Here is an 18374-nt window from a genome sequence, read left to right on the forward strand (position 1 = left end):
TCCCGCACGCCGGCCGCGACCCGGGCGCCACGCTCCCGGGCGGCCCGGGCGGCGGCGGCCCGGTCGCGGGCGGCCCGTTCCTGGCGGGCCTGCCGGCGCAGCTGCTCCGCCCGGCCGGACAGCGACCGGGCGCGCTCCTCGGCGGTGCGCACCGCCAGCCGCGCCTCGGTCTCGGCCTGCCGGGAGGCGGCCGCGGAGGCCCGCAGCCGGTCGCGCTCGTCCGGGGACGGCTCCTCCTCCATCGCGGCGGCCTCGGCCTCGGCCTGCCGTCGCTCCAGGTCGGTCAGGCCCTCGCCGGCCTGCTCCGCCGCCTGTTCCGCGCGTACCCGGGCGGCGGCCAGCTGCTCGGCCTCGGCGAGCGCCGACCGGCCAGCGGCGCCCAGCTCGGCGATCTCGGTGGCGACCGCCGATCGGGTGCGCTCCCCCGCCTGCCGCGCCGCGAGCGCCGCTTCGACGTCGGCGGAGCGGTCGGCGGCCGCGGCGCGGACCGCGGCGAGCGCGTCGGCGAGCGCCGCGGCCCGGTGCTGGGCCCGGGTCAGCTCGGCGGCCGCCTCGTCGACCCGGGCGCGGACCTCGAGGCCGGACGGCGCGTCCCGCTGCCCGCCGCGGGCCCAGTCGGCACCGAGCAGGTCGCCGTCGGCGGTGACCGCCCGCACCCGCGGGTGCACCCGCAGCAGGTCCACGGCCGCGGACAGGTCGGCGACGACGGCGACCCGCTCCAGGGCCCGGGCCAGCGCCGGCCCCAGCTCGGCGGGGGCCTCGACGAGGTCCAGCGCCCAGCGGGCGCCGTCCGGCAGCTCCGGCCAACCCTCCCGGCCCACCGGCGGCAGCCCGCCGGTGACCAGCAGGCCCACCCGGCCACCGGCCCCGCCGGTGAGGTGGCCCAGGGCAGCGGCCGCCTCCGCCACCCCGGCGACGACGACGGCATCGGCCATCCCGCCCAGCGCCGCGGCCACCGCGACCTCGTCGCCGGGGTGCACGACCAGCTGGTCGGCAGCCGGGCCGAGCACCCCGGGCAGGCCGCTGGCCAGCACGGCCGCGGCCCCGTCGGCGGGGGTGAGCCCCAGCGCCAGGGCGTCACGACGGGCCTGCCACCCGGCCCGGTCGCGCTCGGCGGACCGTTCGGCGTCGGCGAGCCCGCTGACCCGGCGGGCGGCGGCGGTGTGTGCGGTGACCGCATCGGCGTGTGCGGTGACCAGTTCTCCGTCGCCGTCGGCGGCCTCCGCCACCGAGCTGCGGCGCTCGGTCAGCCGCCGCCCGGCCAGCTCGGCACGCTCGGCCGCCTCGGCGGCCGCGGTGGCCAGCCGCTCGATCTCGGCCTGCCCGGCGGCAGCCCGCGACCGCCCGGCGGCGACCTGCCCGGACAGCCGGGCGAGCTGCTCGCGCCGGTCGGCCAGCGCCCGGGCGGCCGCGACCAGCGCCCGCTCGGCCTCGGTGAGGGCCTGTTCTCCCTCGGTGCGGGCAGCGACCGCGGTGGCCAGCCGGGCCCGCTCGGCGGTGAGGTTGTCGGCCAGTTCCGCCTCGGTCGCCTCGACCCGGTCGGCCTCGGCGTCCAGGGCCTCGGGATCGCGGCCGGCGGTGCCGGCGGGCGCGGCGGCGGTGAGGTGCCGGTGCCGCTCGGCCGCCAGCTGCGCCACGCTGCGGAACCGCTCGGCCAGCGTGGACAGCCGGTACCAGGTGTCCTGGGCGGTGGCCAGGCGCGGCGCGTCCGCGGCCAGCTCGGTCTCCAGCCGGGACTCGGTGGTGGCGGCCCCGGTGAGCGCGGCCTCGACCCCGGCCCGGCGGGCGCGGGCGGCGCTCTCGTCGGCGACGTCCCGGTCCAGGGCGTCACGCAGCGCCACCAGGTCGTCGGCGAGCAGCCGCAGCCGGGCGTCGCGCAGGTCGGCCTGGACGCCGGCGGCGCGGCGGGCCACCTCGGCCTGCTTGCCCAGCGGCTTGAGCTGGCGGCGGAGCTCGGCGGTCAGATCACCGAGCCGGTCGAGGTTGGCCTGCATCGCCTCGAGCTTGCGGAGCGCCTTCTCCTTGCGCTTGCGGTGCTTCAGGACGCCGGCGGCCTCCTCGACGAAGGCCCGCCGGTCCTCCGGGCGCCCGGACAGGACGGCGTCGAGCTGCCCCTGGCCGACGATGACGTGCATCTCCCGGCCGATGCCGGAGTCGCTGAGCAGCTCCTGGACGTCGAGCAGGCGCACCTTGTCGCCGTTGATCTCGTACTCGCTCTCCCCGGAGCGGTACATGCGGCGGGTGATCGACACCTCGGTGTACTCGATCGGCAGCGCGCCGTCGGTGTTGTCGATCGTGAGGGTCACCTCGGCCCGGCCGAGCGCCGGGCGGCCGGCGGTGCCGGCGAAGATGACGTCCTCCATCTTGCCGCCGCGCAGGCTCTTGGCGCCCTGCTCGCCGAGGACCCAGGCGATGGCGTCGACGACGTTGGACTTCCCCGAGCCGTTGGGGCCGACGACGGCGGTGATGCCCGGTTCCAGCCGCAACGTGGTCGCGGACGCGAAGGACTTGAAGCCCTTGAGCGTCAGGCTGGACAGAAACAGGGCCCCGTCCCCCTCACCACTCGCGAGCTCGCGGCGAGCCTCTGGACGGGGCCATGCAAGCAGAGTCCGATTATGCCGAGGTGCTCGCGAGCGCGGGGGCGCCGACCGGCTCCTCGGCCATGCCGAGCAGCTCGCGGGCGATGGTCGCGTCGCGCTCCTCCTGGAGCACCGCGACCTGGGCCTCGAGACGCCGGACCCGGGCCCGCAGAGCTGCGTTCTCCTCGGCTACTCGCAGCTCGTGCGGAGCGACGACGGAACCGAACAGGGCCTTGGCCATGGCTTGGGCGGCCTTTCCAGTGCAGGAGGGACCCCGTGGCACCGTCCGGAGGCGGTCTGCGCGCGGGGGCGGGGTGTACTCAGGGTGACACCGGACCGGACCTCGGTCAACGGCACGGGGGCGACTCACTCGTGTCGGGGCGGTGTCGTCTTCGTCACGCCAGGGTGCAGCAACGGCCTCCGTCGTCGGCACCCGCAGCCGCCTCGGGACCCACCTCGACGCCGGTCACCCTGCGCTCCGGGTGCGGGGTCGCGGCTGGCACCGCGGGCAGCTGTAGCTGGATCGGTTCATGAACGACTCCCGGACCACCGGCGTCCCGCAGCGCGGGCAGGGCCGGTCCTGCTGGCCGTAGACGGCGAGGTGGCGGGAGAAGTAGCCGCTCTGCCCGTTGACGTCGACGTACAGCGAGTCGAAGGAGGTGCCGCCCTGCTCGAGGCTCTCGCCGAGCACGTCCCGGACGCCGTCGAGCAGGTCGGCCGCCTGCGCGCGGGTGAGCCGGTCGGTCGGCCGGGTGCCGTGCAGCCGGGCCCGCCACAACGATTCGTCGGCGTAGATGTTGCCCACTCCGCCGATGAGAGTCTGGTCCAGCAGGGCGCGCTTGACCTCGGTGCGCCGGCGCCGCAGGGCAGCGCTGAAGGCGTCGACGTCGAAGCCGGGGTCCAGCGGGTCGGTGGCGATGTGTGCCAGTCGCGGCGGCAGACCCCCGCCGTCCTCCTCGACGGCCAGCCCACCGAAGGTGCGCTGGTCGACGAACCGCAGCTCGTGGCCACCGTCGGTGAACCGGAACCGGGCCCGCAGGTGCACCTCGTCGGGCTCCTCCGGCTTCTCGACCAGCAGCTGGCCGCTCATGCCCAGGTGGGCGACGAGCGCGCGGCCGGAGGGCACCCCGTCCGGCTCGGTCATCGGCAGCCACAGGTACTTGCCGCGCCGGTGGGCGGCGGTCAGGGTGCGGCCGGTCAGCGCGGCCACGAAGTGGCCGGCGCCCTCGAGGTGCCGGCGGACGGCCCGGGGGTGGTGGACCTGCACCTCGGCGATCGTGCGGCCGGTCACCCAGCGGTCCAGCCCGCGCCGGACCACCTCGACCTCGGGTAGCTCGGGCACGGATCAGTCCTCGACGGTGAGGGCGCGCCAGGCGGCCTCGGCGGCTTCCTGCTCGGCGGCCTTCTTCGTGCGCCCGGTGCCGCGGCCGTGCACGGTGCCGCCGAGCATCACCACGGCGGTGAACGTCTTGGCATGGTCGGGGCCGTCGTCCTGGACGTCGTAGGCCGGGGCACCCAGGCCCTGGGCCGCGCCCAGCTCCTGGAGGCTGGTCTTCCAGTCCAGGCCGGCGCCACGGGTGGCCGACTCGGCCAGCAGCGGGTCGAACAGCCGGTGCACGAGCGCGGCGGCGGTGTCCAGCCCGAGAGCCAGGTGCACCGCACCGAGCAGCGCCTCGAGGGCGTCGGCGAGAATCGAGTCCTTCTCCCGGCCGCCGGTGGTCTGCTCGCCCCGGCCCAGCAGCAGGTGCGGGCCGATGCCGCCGTCGCCCAGGGCACGGGCGACCTGCGCCAGGGACGTCATGTTGACCACCGAGGCGCGCAGCTTGGCCAGCTGCCCCTCGGGCAGGCCGGGACGGCTGCGGTAGAGCTCGTCGGTGACGACCAGGCCGAGGACCGAGTCGCCCAGGAACTCCAGGCGTTCGTTGGTCGGCAGCCCACCGTGCTCGTAGGCGTACGAGCGGTGGGTCAGCGTCAGGGTGAGCAGGTCGCCGGGGAGCTCGACACCGAGGGCGTCGAGCAGCCAGGCGGCGGCGCGCTCGGAGTGCGCCGGGCCGACGTCGTGCGGACCCGGCGGACGGCCGACGGTGGCCCCGGTCGCGGCCTGGCCGCCCGGGGACACCGTCGGAGAGGTCGTCCTCGTCACGCCGGGCCTACGCGGGGTCCGGGTCAGACCGCGAGGACCTGGCGGCCGTCGTGCTGGCCGCAGGTCGGGCACGCCTGGTGCGGGGGCTTGAGCTCACCGCAGGCGCGGTTCGGGCACGGGGTCAGGGTGGGGGCACTGGCCTTCCACTGCGACCGGCGGGAGCGGGTGTTGCTCCGGGACATCTTCCTCTTCGGGACGGCCACGGTCAGATCTCCTCTGGGTTGGTGCGAGCGGACCCCGGCTGGGGCCCCTCCGCGCTGTCGGTCTTCTCGGCACTGTCGGTCTCTCCGGCGAGGCGGGCGGCGAGCCCGGCCCATCGGGGGTCGAGAACCTCGTGCGAGTGGTCGGCGGGCAGGTCGTCCAGCCGCTCTCCGCAGTCCACGCACAACCCGGCGCAGTCGGGGGTGCAGGTCGGGGACAGCGGCAGGGTCAGGACGACGGCGTCCCGGACCAGCGGGGCCAGGTCGAGGTGCTCGCCGTCGATCCGGCGCACCTCGTCCTCCTCGCTGGTGGCCTCGGTGGTGCTGCCGGCGTAGGCGTAGAGCTCCTGGACGTCCAGCTCCAGGGAGTCGGTGACCGGCTCCAGGCAGCGCGCGCACTGACCGGCCACGGGGACGTCGACCTGGCCGGAGACCAGCACGCCCTCCATGACCGACTCCAGCCGCAGGTGCAGCTGCACCGGGGCGCCCTCGGGCACGCCGATCATCTCGACCCCCCAGCCCGCCGGGGCGGGCAGGGTGGCGTTCCACTCCCGCATGGAGCCGGCGCGCCGGCCGAGCTCCCGCAGGTCCAGCTTCCAAGGGTCGGCGGCGGAGCGCCGGACGTCCGTGGACGCGGCACCAGGGCGGGGCGATGAGGCAGCAGGCATGTCAGTACTCGTTGTCGGCAGTGGGGGCGGCCGGCGCGGGACCCTCCGGAGGAGGGGCGTCAGCGACCGGACAGAGCTGTCAGCCTACCCGATCGCCGCACCGCGCCTCGCTGGCCGCCGGGAACGGTCAGGGCTGGCGCAGGTTGGTCCGCGCCTGGTCGACCGAACGCACCATGTGGGCCAGCGTGTTCCCGAAGTCGGCCAGCCGGGTGTCGACGTACCCGTCGACCTCGGCGCGCATGCGCGCCACCTCCGCCACGGTCTGCGCACCCAGTTCGTCGGCCCGGCCGACCGCGCTGCGGTAGACCTCGGTCTCGGTGACCAGCCGGTCGTGCTCCTCCTGCGCGGCGGCGACCAGTTCGGCCCGCCGGGCCTCGCCGTCGGCGATCAACTGGTCGCGCCGGCGTCGCCCCTCGGCGACCAGCGCCTCGGCCTCGGCCTCGGCGTCGGCCAGGACCTGGTCGGCCTGGTCCTGGGCCGCGGCGATCACCTCGTCGCGCTGCCGGCGGGCGGTACCGATCAGCTCGTCGCGCTGCAGACGGGCCGAGCCGATGACCTGCTCGGTCTCGCTGCGGGTGCGCCCGGTCAACCGCTCGGCCTCGGCCTGCGCCTGCTGCAGGATCTCGGTGCGCTGCTCGACGATCGCGCCGGCCTGCTGCACCTCCTCGGGCAAGGACTCCCGCAGCTCGTCGAGCAGGTCGAGCAGGTGGTCGCGCGGGACCATGCACGATCCCGACATCGGCACGCTGCGGGCGTTCTCGATGACCGTGGTCAGCTCGTCGACGGTCTCGTAGAGCCGGTACACCACCTCGGTCATGGCGTGGGCCCCATCCCCTGCGCCACGAGCCGGTCGTTGACGCCCGTGGGCACCAGCGACGAGACGTCGCCGCCGAACTTCGCGATCTGCTTGACCAGGCTGGAGGACAGGTGCCCGACCTGCGGGGCGGTGGGCACGAAGAGCGTCTCGATCCCGGCCAGCTCACGGTTCATCTGGGCCATCTGCAGCTCGTACTCGAAGTCACCGACGGCGCGCAGCCCCTTGACGATGACCGGCACGTCGTTGGCCCGGCAGTACTCGACGAGCAGGCCCTCGAAGCTGTCGACGGTGACGTTGGGCAGGTCCACGACGGTCTCGCGCAGCAGCGCCATGCGCTCCTCGACCCCGAAGAGGCCGGCCTTGCCCGGATTCACCAGCACGGCCACCACCAGCTCGTCGTAGAGGGCGGCGGCACGGGTGATGACGTCGACATGGCCGTTGGTGACCGGGTCGAACGAACCAGGACAGACCGCTCGCCTCACGGTGCCCGACCGTACCGGAGCACGGCCTCCCCGTAGCGCCGATCGCGGACGGCGGTCAGGGGTGTCGGCCACGCCCACGGTTCCTCGCGGCTGGACCGCTCGACCATGACCACCGCCTCGGGAGCCAGCCACCCGCCGTCGAGGAGGGCCTGAAGCACGCCGAGCACCTGCGGGACACCCACCGCGTACGGCGGGTCGGCCAGCACCAGATCGAAGGCGGCCGGCGCCGGCCCGGTGACGACGGAGGACACCGCGGCGCCGATCACCCGGGCTCCAGGGAGCCCGACCGCGGCGACGTTGGCCCGCAGCACCGGCAGCACCCGCGGCCCGTTCTCGACCAGCACCGCCTCGACGGCCCCGCGGGACAGCGCTTCCAGCCCCAGGGCGCCCGACCCGGCGTAGAGGTCGAGCACCCGGGCGCCGTCGAGGTCGAGCAGGGAGCCCAGCGAGTTGAACAGCCCCTCCTTCGCCCGGTCGCCGGTCGGCCGGACGCCGGAGGAGGGCACGGCCAGCCGCCGGCCCCGGGCGGCCCCGGCGATGACCCGGGTCACGCCTTCTCCAGGTAGTCGGCGCGGTCGTCCAGGGCCAGCGCGGCGACCTCGGCGGCGAGCTCCGGGTGGTCGGCCAGCCCGCCGCCGTGCTCGACCAGCGCGGTGGCCTCGGCCCTGGCCTCGGCGATGAGCGCCTCGTCGTCGAGCAGGGACAGCAGCCTGACCCCCGACCGGCGGCCGGACTGCGCGGCGCCGAGCACGTCGCCCTCGCGGCGGGTCTCCAGGTCGAGCCGGGCCAGCTGGAAACCGTCGGTGGTGGCAGCCACCGCGGCCAGCCGCTGACCGGTGGCCGAGGACGAGGACACCTCGCTGACCAGCAGGCACAGCCCGGCGTGAGCGCCGCGCGCGACCCGGCCGCGCAGCTGGTGCAGCTGGCTGACCCCGAACCGGTCGGCGTCCATCACCACCATCACCGTCGCGTTCGGGACGTCCACGCCGACCTCGACGACGGTGGTGGCGACCAGGACGTCGACCTCGCCGGCGGCAAAGGCCCGCATCCGGGCCTCCTTGTCCTCCGGGGTCAGCCGGCCGTGCAGCACCTCGACCCGCAGCGCCGACAGCGGCCCGGCGCGCAGCCCCTCCGCGACGTCGAGCACCGCCAGCGGCGGGCGCCGGTCGCCGGCGCCCTTCTCCTCCGGCGGGGCACCGTCGGCGTCGTCGGGGCCGTCGTCGTCCCTGCCGCCGGCGCCCTCCTCCTCGCCGATCCGCGGGCAGACGACATAGGCCTGCCGGCCGGCGGCGACCTCCTCGCGCACCCGGGCCCACGCCCGGTCCAGCCAGGCGGGCTTCTCCCCCACCGGCACCACCGAGCTGGACACCCCGCCGCGGCCGGCCGGCAGCTGGCGCAACGTGGAGGTCTCGAGGTCGCCGTAGACGGTCATCGCCACCGTGCGCGGGATGGGCGTGGCGGTCATGACCAGCACGTGCGGCGGGCGGGCGCCCTTGGCGCGCAGCGCGTCGCGCTGCTCGACGCCGAACCGGTGCTGCTCGTCGACCACGACCAGCCCGAGGTCGGCGAACTCGACCCCCTCCTGGAGCAGCGCGTGCGTGCCCACGACGATCCCCGCGCTGCCGTCGGCCACCGCGGCGCGGGCCGAGCGCCGGACGGCCGCCTTCTGCGAGCCGGTGAGCAGGGTGACCCGGGTGCCCGCCGGATCGCCGTCCAGCTCCCCGGCCCGGCCGAGCGGACCGAGGATCGCGGCGAGGCTGCGCGCGTGCTGCGCGGCGAGCACCTCGGTGGGGGCCAGCAGCGCGGCCTGCCCCCCGGCATCGACCACCTGGGCCATGGCACGCAGCGCGACGACGGTCTTGCCCGAGCCGACCTCACCCTGCAGCAGCCGGTTCATCGGCTGCTCGCGGGCCAGCTCGGCGGCGAGCTCCGCACCCACCTCCTGCTGCCCCTCGGTGAGGGAGAACGGCAGCCGCTCGTCGACGGCGTCGAGCAGGCCGCCGCCGCGCCGCGGCCGGGCGATGCCGGGCTCGAGCGCGGCCGCGCGGCGCCGCGCGGCCAGGGTGACCTGCAGGACCAGCGCCTCGTCCCACTTGAGCCGCTCATCGGCCTGCTCGACCTGCGCCGTGCTCTCGGGCCGGTGCTTGTGCAGCAGCGCCGTGGCCAGGGTGACCAGCCCGTGACGGCGGCGGACCGCCTCGGGCACCGGGTCGTCGAGCGCGCCCTCCAGCGCGTGCGGATCGGCCAGCAGCAGCTTGACCGACTTCTGGATCACCCAGCTGGAGACGTCCTTGCTGGCCGGGTAGATCGGCACCAGGGCACGCGCCCAGTCGTCGTCGTCCCCGGTGATCACGTGGCAGTCGGGATGGGTGAACTGCAGGGCGCCCTGCCATTTCCCGACGGTGCCGGCGAACAGCCCCCACTCCCCCACCGCGAGGTGGGCGTGCCGGTGGTTGAAGAAGACCAGCCGCATGCTGCCGGCGCCGTCGCCGACGGTGACCTCGGTGAGGTTGCCGCGGCGCTGTCGCATCGGCCGGGTGGAGACGCTCCGGACCTGGGCCAGCACGGTGACCCGGTCGCCCACCTCGAGGCCGTCGAGCCTGGCCATCTCACCGCGCCTGGCGTACCGGCGCGGGTAGTGCCGCAGCAGGTCGCGCACCGTGCGCAGGGCCAGCTGGTCGGCCATCGCCTTCGCCGTCCTGGGCCCGACCACCTTGACCAGCGGGGTGTCCATCGCGATCACTGCTCAGCCACCTCCTCGCTGCGCTCGTCGGCCGCTCCGCGGACGTGCTGTGCCCCCGCGTTCGCTCGCGAGCTCGCTCACTCGACCCCGACCAGCAACGGCACCGCCCCCGGCCCGCCGGCGTAGCGGACCACCTCCACGGTGGGGTGCACCGTGGCCAGGTGGGCACAGACGGCGTCACCGAGCGCGGCCAGGTCGCCGTCGCCGTCGGCACCGACCACCACGGTCGCCAGCTCGCCCCCGGCGGACAGCAGGCGGTCGAGCAGCTCACGGCCCACCGCGGCCAGGTCCGCGCCCAGCACGACCACGTCTCCCTCGGCGGCACCCAGCACGTCGCCGGCCCGGCACCGGCCGGCCGAGGTGAGCGCCTCCTCCGTCGCGACGGTGACCTCGGCCCAGCGGGTGGCCGCGGCGGCCTCGGTCATCGTCACGACGTCGTCGCCCAGGCGCCGGGTGGGGTCGGCGACGGCGAGGGCGGCCAGCCCCTGCACCGCCGACCGGGTCGGGACCACGACGGTGTCCCGGCCCGCCACCCGCGCACGGTCGGCGGCCCGGGCGGCCTCCGCCAGGAGCTCCGCGGAGTTGGGCAGCAGCACGACCTCCTCGGCGCCGCAGCCGAGCACGGCGGTCAGCAGCGCGTCCTCGTCGACCTCGGCCACCGGCGCGGTGAGCACCGTGACGCCCTCGACGGTGAAGAGGTCGGCCAGCCCGGCCGAGCCGGCGACGGCGACGACGGCCCGGGCGCCGGCCGCCGGCGCGGGCGGGCGGACCGGGGCCAGCGGGGTCACCGAGATGCGGTGCGGGCGGCCGGCCTCGACCGCCGCCTCGACCGCCGCCCCGACGTCGGAGACGTGCACGTGCACGTTCCACTCCCGGCCGCCCGGGGTGTCGACGCCCACCACCACCAGACAGTCGCCGAGCGCGGCCAGCCGGGCCTGCAATTGGGCGACGGCCCGCTCGCTGGAATCGGCCAGCAGGAACTGCACCTCGCTGCCGGGCCCGTCGACGGGCTGGTGCACCGCCGCGGGCGCGACCCGGCTGCGCTGCCGGGATCCGCCGGAGATCGGCGGTCGGACCGGCTCGGACCCGGTGACCGTGCCGACCAGGGCATCGAGCACCAGGCACCAACCCGCGCCCCCGGCGTCGACCACTCCCGCGTCGCGGAGCACCGCCAGCTGACCGGGAGTGGCCTGCAGGGCGCTCAGCGCGGCGTCGGCGGCGGCCCGGACCACGTCGGCCAGCGCCGCGCGCCCACTTTCCACCGCGGCCACCGCCGCCTCCGCGCCGGCCCGCGCGACGGTGAGGAAGGTGCCCTCCTCGGGGTCGGCGACGGCGCTGTAGGCCGCCCGGGACGCCCCGGACAGCGCGGCGGCGAGCGCACGGCCGTCGACCGCGGGGGTGCCGGCCAGCGCGTCGGCCAGCCCGCGCAGCAACTGGGCCAGGATGGCCCCCGAGTTGCCGCGGGCACCCAGGACCGCCCCGCGGGCGAGCACCGACCACGGCGACTCGGCGCCACCGGCGCCCTGCCGGACCAGGGCCGCGTGCCCGGCCTCGGCGGTGAGCAGCAGGTTGGTGCCGGTGTCGCCGTCGGGCACCGGGAAGACGTTGAGCTCGTCGAGCCGGGCGCGGGCACGGGAAAGCGTGTCGACCACGGCGCCGCTCCACCGGCCGACCGCGGCCTCGTCCAGCGCCTCCAGCACGTGCGGGAGGTTACCTGCGCGAGCCGACAGGACCGGCCCGGCGCCGGTCGGCGGAGCCTCCGGGCCGGGCTGTGCGACGTCGCCTGCGGAGACCGGCTACAGTGGTCGGAAGCTGTTGCCTGGGCGCACCGGCGCTGCGCTCCGGCGCACCGCCTGCGCGCTCCACCTGCAGGCACTGGGCCTGCAGGAATTTTTCTGAACCAACCTCCTGGGAGTGATCCACCGTGGCTGCCGTGTGCGATGTCTGTGGCAAGGGGCCCGGTTTCGGTATGTCGGTGTCGCACTCGCACCGCCGCACGCCGCGCCGCTGGAACCCCAACATCCAGGCCGTGAAGGCCATCGTCGGCGCGGGCACCCGTCGCCGCATCAACGCCTGCACCTCCTGCATCCGCGCGGGCAAGGTCGTCCGGGGCTGAAGAAGGACCCCCTTGCCCCCCGCCGCTCGCAAGCTCGCGACGGGACCCTGCAAGGGGGCCTGACCGTTCTCCTCACCCCTCGCAAGCTCCGGGGCGAGCCTCTGAACGGGGCCTGACCCTGCCCTCCGGGGTCGACGAGCTCCACGACCCCGGAGGTCTGCTGACCTCCGGGGTTTGTCGCGTGCCCGCCTGCTCAGCCGATGCCGCGGGCGCGGGCGGCGGTGACCACCAGGTCGACCACCACGTCGTGCGGTAGCGCCGTGGGGTCCACGACCAGGTGGTAGTGCCCAGCGTCCGCCGGGTCACAGCGGTAGAAGTGCCGGACGTAGGCCTCCCGCGCGGCGTCGGCGGCGTCCAGTTCCCGCCGCACCTCGTCGGCCGGCAGGTCGAGCTGCACCCGCGCGGCCGCCAGCCGACGCTCGCGCGGACCGTCGAGCCGGACGTGCAGCGCATCGGGTCGGTCGGCCAGCACCAGCGCCGCCGCCCGGCCCAGCACCACACCCCCGGGGCTGGTGGCGATCTCACCCAGCACCCGCTCGGTCTGCTCCCGGTAGGCGCGTTCGTCGGGCAGCGTGCTCACCGGCAGCACGCCGCCGACCGGGTCGGGCATCGACCCCAGCAAGGTGATCAGCCGCCACAGGCCCCGGGCGATCGTCTCGTCGTTGGCTTCCGCCTCGGCCACCGGGACACCGAGCCGGCCGGCCACGAGCGCGGGGATGGCCCGGTCGTGGAAGGGCAGCCCCAGCCGCTCGGCGACCGCCGGGGCGATGTCCGCCCCGCCTGCCCCGAACGACGCCGACACCGTCACGACGCCCATGCGTCCTCCTCCTCGGCCCGGGCCGGCAGCTGCCCGCCCAGGTCCTCGCCCAGGTCCTCGCCCAGGTCCCTGCCCAGGAAGACCGCGTCCGGGGACCCGGCGTAGATCCCGTAGCCGGGTACCGGTGTGTACCCCGCGCGGGCGTACAACGCCAGCGCCTCGGGCTGCCGGTCACCGGAGTTGAGCACCAGGTGCCCGTGCCCGGCGGCCGCGGCCGTCCGCTCCAGCGCGGACAGCAGCCGACGGGCGATCCCGTGGCGGCGGAAGGCGGGTTCGACGTACATCCGCTTGAGCTCCACGACACCCGGGGTGTGCACCCGCCAGCCACCGCAGCCCGCCGGAACCCCGTCGACCTCGGCCACCAGGAACAGGCCCTGCGGCGGGGAGAACTCGGCCGGATCGACGACGGCGCCGTCCCGGCCGCCGTAGCGGACGACGTACTCCTGCTGCACCCGCTCCACCAGCTCGCCGGCCACCGGGTCGCCGTAGCCGACCGCCCGCAGCTCGATCCGCGGCCGCTCGACCGACGCGGCCGGGTCATCCGAAGTGCGCATGTCCGGTCCCTCCCGTCCCCAGCGCGGCGGCGACGTCCGCCGCGGGGACGCCGTCGACCCGGACGCCCGGTGCGCCCTCGGCGACCCGGCCGACCACGGTGAAGCCGTGCGGCAGGGCGGCCGCCGCGGGGAAGGTGGCGACCAGGGCGTGGTCCTCCCCGCCGGTGAGGACCCAGGCCATCGGGTCACCCCCGAGCGCCGCGGCCACCTGCTGGAGCGGCCCGGGCGGTTCGAGAAAGCCGCGCGCCAGGGCGGCGCGGTCCAGGTCGATCCGCACGCCGCTCGCGGTGGCCAGGTGGCCGGCGTCGGCGAGCAGGCCGTCGCTGGTGTCGCACATGGCGGTGGCCCCGGCATCGGCGGCCGCCGGCCCGGCACCGTAGGGCGGCACCGGACGGCGGTGCGCGGTGACCGCGGCGATCGGGCTGGCGAAGCCGCGGCGCAGCACCGCCAGCCCGCAGGCCGACCAGCCCAGCCGTCCGGCAACGGCCACGACGTTCCCGGGCCGGGCACCGTCGCGGGTCACCGGGGCCCGGCCGCCCAGGTCGCCGAGCGCGGTCACGGACAGGACGACGGCGGCGGAATCGGGGGCGCTGGCCACGGTGTCACCGCCGACCACGGCCGCACCGAAGCGGTCGCACTCGTCGGCCATCCCGGAGGCGATGTCCTCCAGCCAGGCCGCCGGGGTGCCCGCGGGGCAGGCCAGCCCGACCAGCAGAGCGGTCGGGACGGCGCCCATGGCGGCGATGTCGGCCAGGTTCGCGGCCGCGGCCTTGTGCCCGATGTCCACACCGGAGGACCAGTCGCGGCGGAAGTGCCGGCCCTCCACGAGGACGTCCGTGCAGACGACCACCCGGCCGTCGGGGGCCCGCAGCACGGCCGCGTCGTCCCCCGGGCCCACCTCGGCGAGCGCCGCGGTGCCCGACCGGGCGAGTACCCGGGCGATGACCCCGAACTCGCCGATGGCACCGACGCTGTCGGTGGGGTCCGGCGGGGGCACCAGGGGTCGGGGCCGAGTCACCGGTCACCTCCCCGCGCTGCGGTACGTTGCCGGTCGGCCCGCCGTTCGGCAGGCCGGTCGTGCTCCCAGCCGTTGCCGGATCGGTGACGCCCGAGGAAGGTCAGCCCGTGGTCCACGCCTACATCTTGATCCAGACCGAAGTCGGCAAGGCAGCCGCGGTCGCCGCGGCCATCGGACAGATCGCCGGGGTGACCAAGGCGGAGGACGTCACCGGCCCCTACGACGTGATCGTCCGCGCCGAGGCCAACAGCGTCGACGAGCTCGGCCGGCTGGTCGTGGCCCGGGTGCAGTCGGTGGACGGGATCACCCGCACGCTGACCTGTCCCGTCGTCAACATCTGACGCACCCACCTCCGGTGTCGGGGGCAGCACGGCTGCGCCCCGCCGGAACTTCTCCAGGAGCCCAGCTCTGAGCACCGCACCTCCCGAGGGCGACCCGGTCCTGCGCCGCGCCGCGATCGTGGTGACGGCCGTGGTCGTGCCCGTCGTCGTCGTCCTGCTCGTGCTGGTCAACGTGCTCGCGCGCGGCGACGACGCGGATCGGGACGGGGCGGTCGTCGACGTCCAGGGAACGACACCCGCGCCCCGCGGCGACCTGCCGCCCGTGGTCGTGGACACCCCCGAGGTCACCCCGGAGGCCGACCTGGCCTGCCCGGTGCTGATGGGCCAGCTGCCGCTGGAGCTCGCCGGCGAGACCTCCCGCCAGGTCGACTCCGACACGCCCTTCGCCTACGCCTGGGGCGACCCGCCCGTGGTGCTGGTCTGCGGGGTCGACCCGCCGGCCGGCTACGCGGCCGACACCGGCACGCTGGCGATCAGCGGCGTCGAGTGGTTCGTCGACGACACCGACCCGGACGCCTACGTGTGGACGACGGTGGACCGGCTGGTGCCGGTGCAGGTGCGGGTGCCCGCCGAGTACGACAGCGCGCTCGTCACCGCACTGAGCCCGATCATCAGCACCGCGCTGCCCTACACCGAGCCCGCACCCCCGTCGGCCGCGCCGACCGACTGAACGGCCGCCGGGCCACCTGGAACCCGGGGTCCACAGGGGGGCACGGTCAGGCCCGGTCCAGAGACTGGCCCCGAGCATGCGAGGGGTGCGGAGGACGGTCAGGCCCCGCTGCAGGGACCCGCGCCGAGGTACGAGGCGTGGGGGGCAGCGGGGTCCTTCCTCAGCCGCGGGGCAACCGGGCCAGCTGCTCGGCGGTGACCGCCGCGACCTCGGCGCGCGCGGCCTCCGGGGTGTCGGCAGCGGCGGCCACCGACACGGTGAACACCCCGTGCGGGCACCAGGAGAAGGCGGCCGGACCGGCGAGCCCGAGGTGGGGGTCCGGCTCCTCGACGACCATCCCGGCGCAGCCCCGGGGCAACCCGGCGGGGTCGAGGTCGGGCACGCCGCCGTAGTACTCGGCGTCGTTGCGGACCAGGTCGTCGGCGTAGGACGTCGCGCCCATCGACCCGCTGAACTGGTCGACGAACACGCTGGTCAGCGCATTCCCGGCGCGCCAGAAACGCTCCCACCCGTACCGGTAGCCGTAGTCCGCCAGGACGCGGCGCTGGTCGGCGGCGTCCTCGGCGTACCCGGCCACGTCGTCGATCGACTTCTCTCCTGCCGGCGGGTCCAGCTCGTCGTCGGGCACCCGCGGCAGACCCGACGGGACCTCGCGAACCAGCAGGGCCTCCAGGGCGGCCGGCGTCTCCGGCAGGGCGGCCACGCCGGCCCCGCCGGCCGGGCTGGCCTGCCCGGCGACGGTGGAACTGCACCCGGCGCAGCCGACGCCGGCCAGCATCAGCAGGGCCGCCAGCACCGGCAGGGAGCGCGTCACCCGGTGGTCCGGGTGCCACCGTCCAGCACTGCGTCCGGCACCACTGCGTCCGGCACCACTGCGTCCGGCACCACTGCGTCCGGCATCGCGCCGGCCACCAGGCGGTCCACCAGTTCCGGGTACGTCAGCCCGGTGGCCGCCCACATCCGCGGGAACATCGAGATCGGCGTGAATCCGGGCATCGTGTTGACCTCGTTGACCACGAGCCGCTCCTCGCCGGTCGCCGGGTCGGTGCCGAGGAAGAAGTCGACCCGGGCCAGCCCCTGGCAGTCCATCGCCAGGTACGCCCGCACCGACATCTCCTGCACCGCGCGCGTCTGCTCCGCGGTGAGCCGGGCCGGCACGTCGAACTCGACGGCGTCCTCGAGGTACTTGGCGTTGAAGTCGTACCAGTCGGTGCCGGCCCGCAGCCGGATCTCGGCGGGCAGGCTGGCCTGCGGCGGGCCGCCGCCCACCCCGGCGAGCACGCCGCACTCGATCTCCCGGCCGGGCACGGAGGCCTCGACGACGACCTTGGGGTCGACCGCGGCCGCCGCGGCCACCGCCGCCGGGAACTGCGCCCAGTCGGTGACCCGGGTGATCCCGATGCTGGACCCGGCCCGTGAGGGCTTGACGAACACCGGCAGCCCGAGCCGCTCCCGCGCCGCCTCGTCGAGCAGGCCGGGGTCGGCGCACAGTGCGCCGGTGGCGTCGCGCAGCACGACGTGGTCGCCCTGCGGGATGCCGGCGGCTGCGAGGAGCTTCTTGGTGAACTCCTTGTCCATGGACGCAGCGCTGGCGAACACCCCCGAGCCGACGTAGGGCAGCCCGGACATCTCGAGCAGACCCTGGATGGTGCCGTCCTCGCCGTAGGCCCCGTGCAGCACCGGGAAGACCACGTCGACCTCGGTGAGCGCGCCGACCACCGATGCGGGCCCCAGGGCGGCCAGCCCGCGGCCGGCCGGGTGACCGACCAGGGTGACCGCCGCGCCCCCGGACACCTCGGGCAGCACGCCGTCGGTGATCGCCAGCCGGCTGGGATCCCCGTCGGTCAGCACCCACCCGCCGTCCCGGGTGATGCCCACCGGCACCACCTCGTAGCGGGCGGGGTCCAGCGCGCCCAGCACGCTCCCGGCGGAGACGCAGGAGATCGCGTGCTCCGCGCTCCGCCCGCCGAAGACGACAGCGACCCGCAGCTTGCTCGCCTTCCCGGTCATCGAGCCGACCCTAGCCGAGCGGGCACCGCGCTCAGCCGCGCACCGCGGGCAGCGTGTCCAGGGCCGCCCGCAGGTCGGCGACGAGGTCGGCGGTGTCCTCGATGCCGCAGGAGAACCGCACGAAGCCCTCGGAGACGGCGTCGCCACCCCACTGCGCGCGCCGGTCGACGGTGGTGTGGATGCCGCCGAAGCTCGTGGCGGCCACGAAGAACCGGCTGCTGCGCACCAGGTGCAGTACCGCCTCGGCGTCGGCGAACTCGGCCGAGACCACCCCGTTGGGTCGCAGCATCTGCCTGCTCGCGAGCGCGGCGGAGGGGTCCGAGGCCAGCCACGGCCACCGGACGGCGGAGACCGCGGGGTGCTCGACCAGCACCTCGACGAGGGCTGCGGCGTTGGCCGCCTGCCGGGCCAGCCGCAGGTCCAGCGTGCCCATCGAGCGGTGCGCCAGCCACGCCTCGAAAGGCCCGGGCGTGCTGCCGGTGTGCTTGCGCCAGGCGGCCACCCGGTCGTGCAGCTCGCGCCCGGCGCCGGTCGGGGCGGTGCTGACGTGGCCGAGCAGGACGTCGCTGTGCCCGGTGAGCGCCTTGGTGTCCGCGCCCACCGTGACGTCGGCCCCCAGGTCCAGCGGTCGCTGCCCGATCGGGGTCGCGGTGGTGTTGTCCACGACCAGCACGGCACCCGCGGCGCGGGTCGCGCGGGCGATCGCGGCGATGTCGCAGACATCCAGCCGGGGGTTGCTCGGCGTCTCCAGCATCACCAGCCGGGCGCCCTCGAGATCGCCGCGGGCGGCCACCTCGCCGATCTCCGGGGTCGACACCATCTCCACCCGGACGCCGAACCGCGCCAGGTGCTCGGTGGCCAGCAGCCGGGTGCTGTAGTAGCCGTCGGTGGGCAGCACCACCCGGTCCCCGGCGCGCAGCACCGCCATCAGCGCGGCGCTGATCGCGGCCATGCCGGAGGCGAAGGACAGGCAGTCGCCGCCGTCCAACTCGCCGACCGCCCGCTCGAACACCCGCAGCGTGGGGTTGTCGGGGCGGGCGTAGGCGTCGGCGCCGCCGGCGCCGGGCGGCAGGTCGCCGAGGTGGTAGGGCGCGGCGAAGACCGGCGAGGGGCGCAGCGGTGCCCCGGGGACGACGGGCTCGTCGCCGGCGTGGACCAGCCGGGTGCCGTCCCCGAGCCGGCCGGACGGTGCATCGGTGCTCACGGGGGTCCTCTC

The 18374-nt window shown here is 76.0% G+C and carries 20 protein-coding genes; 3 read left to right on the top strand and 17 right to left on the bottom strand.

All coding sequences use genetic code 11. The annotated features are described in order from the left end of the window. From ACYVG5_RS17345 to ACYVG5_RS17395, 11 genes are all read right to left on the bottom strand, one after another. Positions 1–2486 (bottom strand): AAA family ATPase (locus ACYVG5_RS17345; protein ID WP_460683389.1); only part of this gene is annotated, 2486 nt, incomplete at its 3' end. 127 nt (positions 2487–2613) lie between these two features. Next, positions 2614–2820 (bottom strand): hypothetical protein, encoded by a 207-nt coding sequence (locus tag ACYVG5_RS17350; RefSeq protein ID WP_222049320.1) that lies wholly within the window; start codon positions 2818–2820, stop codon positions 2614–2616. 225 nt (positions 2821–3045) lie between these two features. Continuing rightward, positions 3046–3921 carry a bifunctional DNA-formamidopyrimidine glycosylase/DNA-(apurinic or apyrimidinic site) lyase gene (gene mutM, locus ACYVG5_RS17355; RefSeq protein ID WP_222049253.1) on the bottom strand — a complete coding sequence of 292 codons (876 nt, stop codon included), beginning with the start codon at positions 3919–3921 and terminating at the stop codon, positions 3046–3048. A gap of 3 nt (positions 3922–3924) precedes the next feature. Beyond that, positions 3925–4722: a ribonuclease III gene (rnc, locus tag ACYVG5_RS17360; RefSeq protein WP_460683390.1), complete on the bottom strand. Its 798-nt coding sequence runs from the start codon at positions 4720–4722 to the stop codon at positions 3925–3927. Between the two features lie 23 nt (positions 4723–4745). Next, positions 4746–4925, bottom strand: a complete 180-nt coding sequence (gene rpmF / locus ACYVG5_RS17365; protein ID WP_222049252.1) for a 50S ribosomal protein L32 — start codon at positions 4923–4925, stop codon at positions 4746–4748. A 2-nt stretch (positions 4926–4927) separates the two neighbouring features. Next, the gene (locus ACYVG5_RS17370) at positions 4928–5590 is read right to left on the bottom strand and encodes a YceD family protein (protein ID WP_222049251.1); all 663 of its coding nucleotides are present in this window, start codon (positions 5588–5590) and stop codon (positions 4928–4930) included. Positions 5591–5717: 127 nt separating this feature from the next. Further along, on the bottom strand, positions 5718–6407 hold the full coding sequence (locus ACYVG5_RS17375; RefSeq protein WP_222049250.1) for a hypothetical protein: 690 nt from the start codon (positions 6405–6407) through the stop codon (positions 5718–5720). Next, entirely contained in the window at positions 6404–6889 is a 486-nt protein-coding gene (gene coaD / locus ACYVG5_RS17380) for a pantetheine-phosphate adenylyltransferase (RefSeq protein ID WP_222049249.1), read from the bottom strand. The genes ACYVG5_RS17375 and coaD overlap by 4 nt, the downstream gene beginning before the upstream one ends. Continuing rightward, a complete protein-coding gene (gene rsmD, locus ACYVG5_RS17385) occupies positions 6886–7440 on the bottom strand; it encodes a 16S rRNA (guanine(966)-N(2))-methyltransferase RsmD (protein WP_222049248.1) in 555 nt (184 codons plus the stop codon). Before rsmD ends, coaD begins: the two co-directional genes overlap by 4 nt. Then, positions 7437–9623 carry an ATP-dependent DNA helicase RecG gene (gene recG / locus ACYVG5_RS17390; protein ID WP_222049318.1) on the bottom strand — a complete coding sequence of 729 codons (2187 nt, stop codon included), beginning with the start codon at positions 9621–9623 and terminating at the stop codon, positions 7437–7439. The genes rsmD and recG overlap by 4 nt, the downstream gene beginning before the upstream one ends. Positions 9624–9709: 86 nt before the next feature. Further along, positions 9710–11332: a DAK2 domain-containing protein gene (locus tag ACYVG5_RS17395; RefSeq protein WP_222049247.1), complete on the bottom strand. Its 1623-nt coding sequence runs from the start codon at positions 11330–11332 to the stop codon at positions 9710–9712. Between the two features lie 233 nt (positions 11333–11565). Here ACYVG5_RS17395 and rpmB point away from each other — a divergent pair, with 233 nt between their 5' ends. Continuing rightward, complete coding sequence (gene rpmB, locus ACYVG5_RS17400; protein WP_425487829.1) at positions 11566–11748, top strand: 50S ribosomal protein L28; 183 nt, start codon at positions 11566–11568, stop codon at positions 11746–11748. Positions 11749–11941: 193 nt separating this feature from the next. On the opposite strand, the gene ACYVG5_RS17405 is transcribed toward rpmB, so the two are convergent. Genes ACYVG5_RS17405 through ACYVG5_RS17415 form a run of 3 tightly spaced genes read right to left on the bottom strand, consistent with a single transcriptional unit; the run spans position 11942 to position 14137 of the window. Next, positions 11942–12565, bottom strand: a complete 624-nt coding sequence (locus ACYVG5_RS17405) for a cytidylate kinase-like family protein (RefSeq protein ID WP_222049246.1) — start codon at positions 12563–12565, stop codon at positions 11942–11944. After that, positions 12553–13119, bottom strand: a complete 567-nt coding sequence (locus ACYVG5_RS17410) for a GNAT family N-acetyltransferase (RefSeq protein ID WP_222049245.1) — start codon at positions 13117–13119, stop codon at positions 12553–12555. The genes ACYVG5_RS17405 and ACYVG5_RS17410 overlap by 13 nt, the downstream gene beginning before the upstream one ends. Then, positions 13103–14137: a thiamine-phosphate kinase gene (locus ACYVG5_RS17415; RefSeq protein WP_460683391.1), complete on the bottom strand. Its 1035-nt coding sequence runs from the start codon at positions 14135–14137 to the stop codon at positions 13103–13105. The genes ACYVG5_RS17410 and ACYVG5_RS17415 overlap by 17 nt, the downstream gene beginning before the upstream one ends. A 107-nt stretch (positions 14138–14244) precedes the next feature. Here ACYVG5_RS17415 and ACYVG5_RS17420 point away from each other — a divergent pair, with 107 nt between their 5' ends. Next, complete coding sequence (locus ACYVG5_RS17420) at positions 14245–14478, top strand: Lrp/AsnC ligand binding domain-containing protein (RefSeq protein ID WP_222049316.1); 234 nt, start codon at positions 14245–14247, stop codon at positions 14476–14478. Between the two features lie 130 nt (positions 14479–14608). Beyond that, positions 14609–15148, top strand: a complete 540-nt coding sequence (locus ACYVG5_RS17425) for a DUF3515 family protein (protein ID WP_460683392.1) — start codon at positions 14609–14611, stop codon at positions 15146–15148. A 160-nt stretch (positions 15149–15308) separates the two neighbouring features. On the opposite strand, the gene ACYVG5_RS17430 is transcribed toward ACYVG5_RS17425, so the two are convergent. Genes ACYVG5_RS17430 through ACYVG5_RS17440 form a run of 3 tightly spaced genes read right to left on the bottom strand, consistent with a single transcriptional unit; the run spans position 15309 to position 18362 of the window. Further along, a complete protein-coding gene (locus tag ACYVG5_RS17430; protein ID WP_222049244.1) occupies positions 15309–15962 on the bottom strand; it encodes a hypothetical protein in 654 nt (217 codons plus the stop codon). Then, positions 15959–17158, bottom strand: coding sequence for a D-alanine--D-alanine ligase family protein (locus ACYVG5_RS17435; RefSeq protein ID WP_222049243.1), 1200 nt, complete (start codon positions 17156–17158; stop codon positions 15959–15961). The genes ACYVG5_RS17430 and ACYVG5_RS17435 overlap by 4 nt, the downstream gene beginning before the upstream one ends. Before the next feature lie 31 nt (positions 17159–17189). Then, a complete protein-coding gene (locus ACYVG5_RS17440) occupies positions 17190–18362 on the bottom strand; it encodes a cystathionine gamma-lyase (protein ID WP_460683393.1) in 1173 nt (390 codons plus the stop codon). Positions 18363–18374 lie beyond the last annotated feature (12 nt).

This window comes from Modestobacter lapidis, assembly GCF_054780755.1.